At 69.0% G+C, this 6,403-nt stretch carries 8 protein-coding genes and 1 pseudogene; 8 read left to right on the top strand and 1 reads right to left on the bottom strand.

Annotated features, from left to right (window positions below; genetic code table 11):
- Positions 1-610 (top strand): annotated as a pseudogene (locus tag ROTAS13_RS27275) (lactate dehydrogenase); the annotation flags it as partial.
- Positions 611-829: 219 nt separating this feature from the next.
- Here ROTAS13_RS27275 and ROTAS13_RS17090 read toward each other — a convergent pair.
- Positions 830-1,375 (bottom strand): hypothetical protein, encoded by a 546-nt coding sequence (locus ROTAS13_RS17090; protein ID WP_075822937.1) that lies wholly within the window; start codon positions 1,373-1,375, stop codon positions 830-832.
- A 122-nt stretch (positions 1,376-1,497) separates the two neighbouring features.
- Here ROTAS13_RS17090 and ROTAS13_RS17085 point away from each other — a divergent pair, with 122 nt between their 5' ends.
- From ROTAS13_RS17085 to ROTAS13_RS17055, 7 genes are all read left to right on the top strand, one after another.
- Complete coding sequence (locus tag ROTAS13_RS17085; RefSeq protein ID WP_075822936.1) at positions 1,498-2,007, top strand: hypothetical protein; 510 nt, start codon at positions 1,498-1,500, stop codon at positions 2,005-2,007.
- Positions 2,004-2,522, top strand: a complete 519-nt coding sequence (locus ROTAS13_RS17080) for a hypothetical protein (protein ID WP_075822935.1) — start codon at positions 2,004-2,006, stop codon at positions 2,520-2,522. Before ROTAS13_RS17085 ends, ROTAS13_RS17080 begins: the two co-directional genes overlap by 4 nt.
- 268 nt (positions 2,523-2,790) lie before the next feature.
- Positions 2,791-4,509, top strand: coding sequence for a ParB/RepB/Spo0J family partition protein (locus ROTAS13_RS17075; protein WP_075822934.1), 1,719 nt, complete (start codon positions 2,791-2,793; stop codon positions 4,507-4,509).
- A 60-nt stretch (positions 4,510-4,569) separates the two neighbouring features.
- Positions 4,570-4,845 (top strand): hypothetical protein, encoded by a 276-nt coding sequence (locus ROTAS13_RS17070; RefSeq protein WP_075822933.1) that lies wholly within the window; start codon positions 4,570-4,572, stop codon positions 4,843-4,845.
- A gap of 304 nt (positions 4,846-5,149) precedes the next feature.
- Positions 5,150-5,590, top strand: coding sequence for a single-stranded DNA-binding protein (gene ssb, locus ROTAS13_RS17065; RefSeq protein WP_075822932.1), 441 nt, complete (start codon positions 5,150-5,152; stop codon positions 5,588-5,590).
- Positions 5,591-5,702: 112 nt separating this feature from the next.
- A complete protein-coding gene (locus tag ROTAS13_RS17060; protein ID WP_075822931.1) occupies positions 5,703-5,969 on the top strand; it encodes a hypothetical protein in 267 nt (88 codons plus the stop codon).
- A gap of 11 nt (positions 5,970-5,980) precedes the next feature.
- Positions 5,981-6,292: a hypothetical protein gene (locus ROTAS13_RS17055; RefSeq protein WP_075822930.1), complete on the top strand. Its 312-nt coding sequence runs from the start codon at positions 5,981-5,983 to the stop codon at positions 6,290-6,292.
- The last annotated feature ends 111 nt before the right edge of the window (positions 6,293-6,403 follow it).

Here is a 6,403-nt window from a genome sequence, read left to right as displayed (position 1 = left end):
GCATGCGATCCGGCGGCAGATCCATGCCGCCCGCAGCACCATCGCCCGCGCCAGCACCCGGATCGGGCAGATCGAGCACGATATCGCGGCCCGGGTCTCGACCAGGGGCGACGCCTTCCGGCTGACCGCCGGCGAGAAGGTCTTCGATGACCGCAAGACCGCCGGGGCTTCCCTGCTCAGCCGCATCCGGCTCACCGAGCGGGCTCGGCAGGAGGGGCAGTGGACCCTGGGCACCCTGGGCGGGTTCGAGATCAAGATGGAGGGCAAGAGCCGCTTCAAGGGCGAGAGCTACGACCTGGAGGTCTGGATCGAGCGCACCGGCACCGAGCAGGCGGTCCGGCTCGACGGCGATCTGACGCCCATGGGCCTGATCTCCCGGCTGGAATACGCGCTCGACCGCTTCGAGGTGGAACTGGCCGAGGAGCGGCGGGCGCTGGCCGAGGCCGAAGCGCGGCTGCCCGGCTACGAGCGGCGGCTGGGCGAGCCCTTCGCCCTGGAGGCGGAGCTGGAGGCCAAGGCTGCCGAGCTCAAGGCGCTCGAGGCCGATCTCGCGTCCAACGACAACCGGGACGGAGAGGATCAGGAGTCGGCCGTCGGGACGGCCGCCTGAGGCCAGGAAAAAAGAAAGGCGGCGCCCGAAGGTGCCGCCTGAGTTTAGGGAGGAAACGTCCAAGAAAGACAGGAGCCAGCGATGCCGGCTCACTGCTGAAGGAATTATGGCACCCCGCGCCCGGAAAGCGACGGGCGTTTTGTGCAATGCAGCATTGCTGGCGCGCCAGGCGCGGAGCGGTATAGCGTCGCCTGGATCCGCGCCAGCAGGGGCCTGACCTCAGCGCCCCGCTGAACGGATCCTCGCCAGGTCCAGCACGCCCTTGGCGCCCCAGCCCTTGGCACCGGCCGGCACCTCCGGCCGGAAGCGTTCGTAGAGCCGGAATCCGATCCGGTTCAGTTTCTCCGGCTCCATCGAGCCCGCCAGCTCCTCCATCGCTCGGCGCACTGCCGGCAGGTCCTCCCCGAACGCCCGCGTGACGTAGCTGGCCGCCGCCCTCGGCGCAGCCGGCTTGTCATGGTCCAGGGCGCGAACCGAGCCCTTCTCCTCCACGACCGACACGTCGCGGCCGAGCAGATGCACGGTCGTCGCGCGTGCTCGGTCCTTCTGCAGCTTGCGAGCCTCATCGCGCATGTCGCCGCCCTCCTGGTGATCCTCGGCGATCCCGATGGCCTTCGCCTTCACGCGCGCGCTCGACCCGGCGACTGCCCGTCCGAGGGTGATCGCGGCATCCCGGTCGTAGCCGAGCCGCTCCGCCACCACCGCGGCCCAGAGCGTCAGCACTGGCGCCCGGTTGACCCTGATCCCGTCCTTCGTCTCGGGCATGCGCGGTCTTCTCCCTGTCCTCTCCCAACGAGGCACGGCGACGGGAGATGCGCGACCGGGGCGTCTCTCCTTCGGCACCCGGCCGGACCGGCGCCCCGCGGAACCTGGGGCAGGAGCCCAGCATGAAGATCGAGCTGCGCAAGATCGACTACAGTGCGTCGCTGAGCGAGGAGACCAACGCCTTCAGCGCGGAGGTGTGGATCGACGGCAGGAAGGAGGGTTGGGCCCAGAACCACGGCACGGGCGGCCCGACCAACGTGCAGCCGGATACGCTGCGCCTGCGGCTGGACGAGTACGGCAAGACCCTGCCGAAGGTGGACATCGGCGCATCCCTGGGTGGCGAGCCCCACCTGATCGTGCAGGACGCGGAGTGGATCGTCGGCCATATGCTCGATGACTGGATCCTGCTGCGCGATCTCCGCAAGCGGCTGAAGAAGCGCGTGCTCTACATCGAGTTGGGTAAACACGGGATCATGCAGACCAAGGTTCTGCCGCCCGAGAAAATCAGGCAGATCCTCGGTTCGGCCGAGCTCAAAGCAAAATGGCGCGTCGAGACCTGGTTGAACGGAGTGTCGGAAGAGGAAGCGCTGAAGCTATTCCGGGAGCATACAGGAGCGGAGCGCGTGTCGTGAGCCGCATCCTTGCCGCGTTCCAGCTGCCGCTGCTCACCGCCGAACAGTTCACCGCGACGGAGTTCGACAGTGCTGCGGCGAAGGCCGATTTCGGCAATCAGTTGCTCGCGTTCATCGCGGAGGACTTCCCACGCAAGCGCTTCACGCTGAAGTTCTACCGCATGCTGTGCCAGCATTTTGGGATGATCGCGCACTACGACCAGCACGGGTTCTGGGCCGAGTACTTCACCAGCACCGCCGATAAGCTGCGCTTCCTGGAGGAGGTCAGCACTCATCCGTGCTGGGGCGATCCCGCCTTCACCTTCTCCGACCTGGAGCGCGTCGTGGTGGCGCGCATCCGCGCTGCCGGGCTTGTTGCCCGGCTTCGCGACGCTCTCGCGCGCGAGACCGAGGCCGCGGAGCGCGCCCTCCTGAACCGCCTGCAGGCACGCTACCAGCCCGAGAAGGCGCCCGTCACCGAACTGCCGCGCCCGCGTCCGGCGGATTGGGCTTCCGACCAGCCGTCCCTGTTCTGAGGAACACTCCCCAGCAGCGGCCAGCCGGAGGGGAGAGGAGAAGGCCGAAGGCGAGAACGGTTGGCATCGCGCCAATCCCGGCACCGCTGCGCTCCATCGCCGCCGTCGCATCCCAGCCCGTCTCGGCCGCAGCCCTGCGGGCCGCGTCCAGCACCGGGCAGGGCCGCTCGCCGGCAATGGTGCCGGGCCCGCCGCGCTGCCTGCAGGGGAGGGGTCTTCGCCAGGGATGGAGAGGACGGAGAGCAACCCTCGCCAGGAGCGACCCGCCGTGGAACTCAGGACCGTCAACCCGCGCACGCTGAAGTTCAACCCGAACAACCCCCGCCGCACCAAGGCCATGCCGGAGCAGGATGCCCAGCTCACGGCCAATATCCTGGCGCACGGCCTGATCCAGCCGCCCGTCGTCCGCGAGGACGGCGAGGAGCTGGTCATCGTCGCGGGTGAGCGGCGGGTCCGCTGCTCGATCAAGGCCAAGCTGGCCGAGATCCCGGTGCTGGTGCGCGACGGGGACGACGGCGCCGATGCCATGCGATCGCTGGCGGAGAACGTGGTCCGGGCCGAGATGTGCTCGGTTGACCTGTGGCGGCACATCGAGGCCATGCTCGGCAGCGACCAGGGCTGGACCGAGCAGGGCGTCGCCAACGCGCTCAATATGTCCGTGCGAGGAGTGAAGCGCCTGCGGCTGCTGGCCAACATCCATCCCGCCATCCTCGACCACATGGCCAAGGGGGATGAGCCCGACCCGGACGACCTGCAGATCCTCGCCAACGCGCCGATCGAGGAGCAGGAGGCGGTCTGGAAGCAGCACAAGCCCAAGAAAGGTCAGGAGGCGAGCTGGTGGAGCATTGCCAACCCGCTCCGCAAGCGCCGGCTGATGCGCAAGGATGCGCGCTTCGACGACGATCTCGCCCGGAAGTTCGGGATCTCGTGGGAGGACGATCTCTTCGGCCCAGGCGGCGAGGACAACCTCTACACCACCAAGGTCCAGGAGTTCTTCGACGCGCAGACCGAGTGGCTGGCGACCCATCTGGCGACGCTGCATCCGAAAGCCTGCATCGTGGAAGCGGGCAAGTACGGCAGCGTCGAGCTGCCACCCGGCGCCGAGCGGGTCTATGGCAAGCCGCAGGACACGGACGAGATGGCGTTCTATCTCGACCGCCAGACCGGCCGGGTGGAGAGCATTCCCTTCCGGGTGCCCGTCCGCACCCGCGGCGAGCGGGGCAGCGCGGGTGCGGGCGCCGGCGCTGCCAAGGCGCCCAGCGCGCAGGCGGATGTGACCCAGAAGGGCATGGCGATGATCGGCGATTACCGCACCGATGCCCTGCATCAGGCGCTGCGCGAGAACCCGATCGACGACCAGACCCTGATCGGCCTGCTGGTGCTGGCGCTCGCCGGTCAGAATGTCTCGGTGCAGTCGCCCCAGCCCTCCAGCCGCTATGGCGAGCGGGGCCGGGTCGCCGCCACGATCATCGCGGGTGGCGTGCTGACCCACGACCCTGAGGCGCTGCGCGCGGCGGCCCGCGAGATGCTACAGAACGTGCTGTCCTGCCGGGACGGCATGACCAGCAGCGGCCCGGTAGCCCGGGTGGCAGGCGACGCGATCGGCGCCGACCGGTTCTTGCCGAACATGGCAACAGACGAGTTCCTGAAGTGCCTGAGCAAGGGCGCCGTGGAACGCGCCGCCTCGGCCGAGAACGTCCTGCCGCGCAACACCGGCAAGGCCACCCGCGAGGCCCTGATCGCCCATGTCGGCCAGGGCCCCTACGTCCTGCCGGCTGCCCGCTTCGCCCTGACCCCCTCCGAGGTGGCGAGGCTGGATGCCAAGGCGGCCGATGATGCCGCCGACCCGGACAGTGACGAGGAGGATCTCGACGAGCCCTCGGGCGACCTCGATCCCGAGGCGACCGGGGAGGAGGTCGAGGACGAGCTTACGCCTGCCCTCCCGCCCGCCAGCAACGACGGCGAGCCGATCCAGGCCGCAGCCTGACCCGCGCCCGCCCGGCATAGGCCGGGCGGGCCTTCATCCCTGAGTGGCACGGAGGACCACATGGACCGCCAGATCATCGCGGCCCGCATCGCGGTGCGTCGTCAGCAGATCATCCTCATCGAGGACCGGCTCGTCTCGGCTTGCGAGCGGGCCGCCGGCCACGGCCGGCCGGGCCATCGCCCGCCCGAAGACCGTAGTGAGTGGAATCGCAGCACCTGGGGGCGCTACCTGCGCGAGGCAGCCGCACAGGAGCAGAAGCTCGGCCCCCAACTACGGCGTCTGCACGCCGAAATCGCCCAGCTGGAGCACCTGTCGGCACTGCCGCTGGCGGCATGAGAGAGGAGACGAGAGAGGAGATCAGGTGAGAGGGAGGAGATGAGCGGTGAGCAGAGGAGTTGTACCGGTTCTGCTGCCCGTGCCGGCCACCGCCCTCTCGGGTTTGCTGCGGCCTGAACCGAACACCCGGCCGCGACAACGGGGGGGTCCTCGCCATGCTCGCTGCGCTGCGCGTGGCTCCGGTCCCGTGCTGCGCACGCCGTTGTCCCGCCCGGCCGCCCGGTTCCTTTCGGCCGCACCCGAGAGGACGATGACCGGCACGGGCCGGACCACCTCTCGAGGTGAGACGAGAGAGGATGAGACGATGGCCCGCTACGTGAACCAAGTGACCCTGCTCGGCAACCTCGGCGGCGACCCGGAGGTGCGCCACTTCCAGACCGGGGGCCGGGTGCTGACCTTCAACCTCGCCACGAGCGAGTTCTGGCGCGACGGCAGCGGCGAGCAGCGCGAGCGCACTGAATGGCACCGCATTTCCGTCTTCGTGGACGGCCTGATCGACATCGGCGAGAGATACCTGCGCAAGGGCAGCAAGGTCCTGGTCCAGGGCAAGCTCGAGAACCGGAAATGGACGGACCAGCAGGGCGTGGAGCGCTACAGCACGGAAGTCGCGCTGCGGCCGTTCCAGAGCAACCTGGTGCTGCTCGATGCGCCGGGCGGACAGAGCCGGAGCGAGAGCGGCGCGCAGCGTGGGCGCCAGCCCGCCGGCGCCGGCGCGGGCAATCAGGACGATGACATTCCGTTCTAGCCCCTCGGCTACGGCGCCCTGACGGGCGCCGCTGCGCCTTCCTGGTCACCAGCAGCTTTCCTGGCCGGCTGCGCTGGATGCGTGGTCGCGCCTGCGCGCGAGGTTCACCGTCATGCTCACCCCGACCGCACTGCCGCGCATGCCCGCGCTCACCACGATGGTTTTCGAGACCGTTCACGAGGAGGGCTTCGAGGCCGGATACGGCCGCTGCCACATCATGAGCGCGCCGCACCCCTATCCCTTCGCCTCGCGCAAGGCGGCGAGCAGCTTCGCCGCCCTGATGTGCGACCGCTACGGCTATGACGGCTATCGCCTGCACACGCCAGGCTACGTGCCGCCGCCGCAGCCGGTGTTCGACGACAGCGAGATCCCGTTCTGAGGAGGCGTACGATGAGCCGTCATGAACTCCCGGCCAAGCGGCCGGGCACGTCCGTCGTCGTCGGCTGGGACAATCCGATGATGACCTTCTTCGCCCAGGTTCTGGATGAGCAGGCCGAGGAGGACGCCGATCCGGTCCTGCTCTGGCTCGGCACCCAGCACGGCGAGGTCACCCGACCGGAGGACCTGGTGCGGCCGCTCGCGCCCTTCGCCGACCTGACGGCGCCGCACCTCGAGCAACTGCGCGCCGACCGCGTCGCCGATCTCGACTGCGGGCCGAGCCTGCTCCAGCGGTTCGGGTCCCTGTTTGTCAATCGGCACTGAATTGGGACCCCAGATCGGCACGCAAAAGGGACCCTCTTGTGAGGTGTGTTGAGGGGGCGTTCAGGCGCGGTTCTTGAATCGCCAACTATCGTTGCCGGTCTCGACGATGTC

The sequence above is a fragment of the Roseomonas sp. TAS13 genome, from assembly GCF_001950415.1.
In the GTDB taxonomy this organism is placed as follows: domain Bacteria; phylum Pseudomonadota; class Alphaproteobacteria; order Acetobacterales; family Acetobacteraceae; genus Roseomonas; species Roseomonas mucosa.
Note: the sequence above shows the minus strand (reverse complement) of the source record. Positions and strands in the feature narration are given on the sequence as shown.

Coding starts and splice junctions, on each gene's coding strand:
- ROTAS13_RS17055 (WP_075822930.1), top strand. CDS start 5,981: ATGAGCCGTCATGAACTCCCGGCCAAGCGGCCGGGCACGTCCGTCGTC.
- ROTAS13_RS17085 (WP_075822936.1), top strand. CDS start 1,498: ATGAAGATCGAGCTGCGCAAGATCGACTACAGTGCGTCGCTGAGCGAG.
- ROTAS13_RS17090 (WP_075822937.1), bottom strand. CDS start 1,375: ATGCCCGAGACGAAGGACGGGATCAGGGTCAACCGGGCGCCAGTGCTG.
- ROTAS13_RS17070 (WP_075822933.1), top strand. CDS start 4,570: ATGGACCGCCAGATCATCGCGGCCCGCATCGCGGTGCGTCGTCAGCAG.
- ROTAS13_RS17060 (WP_075822931.1), top strand. CDS start 5,703: ATGCTCACCCCGACCGCACTGCCGCGCATGCCCGCGCTCACCACGATG.
- ssb (WP_075822932.1), top strand. CDS start 5,150: ATGGCCCGCTACGTGAACCAAGTGACCCTGCTCGGCAACCTCGGCGGC.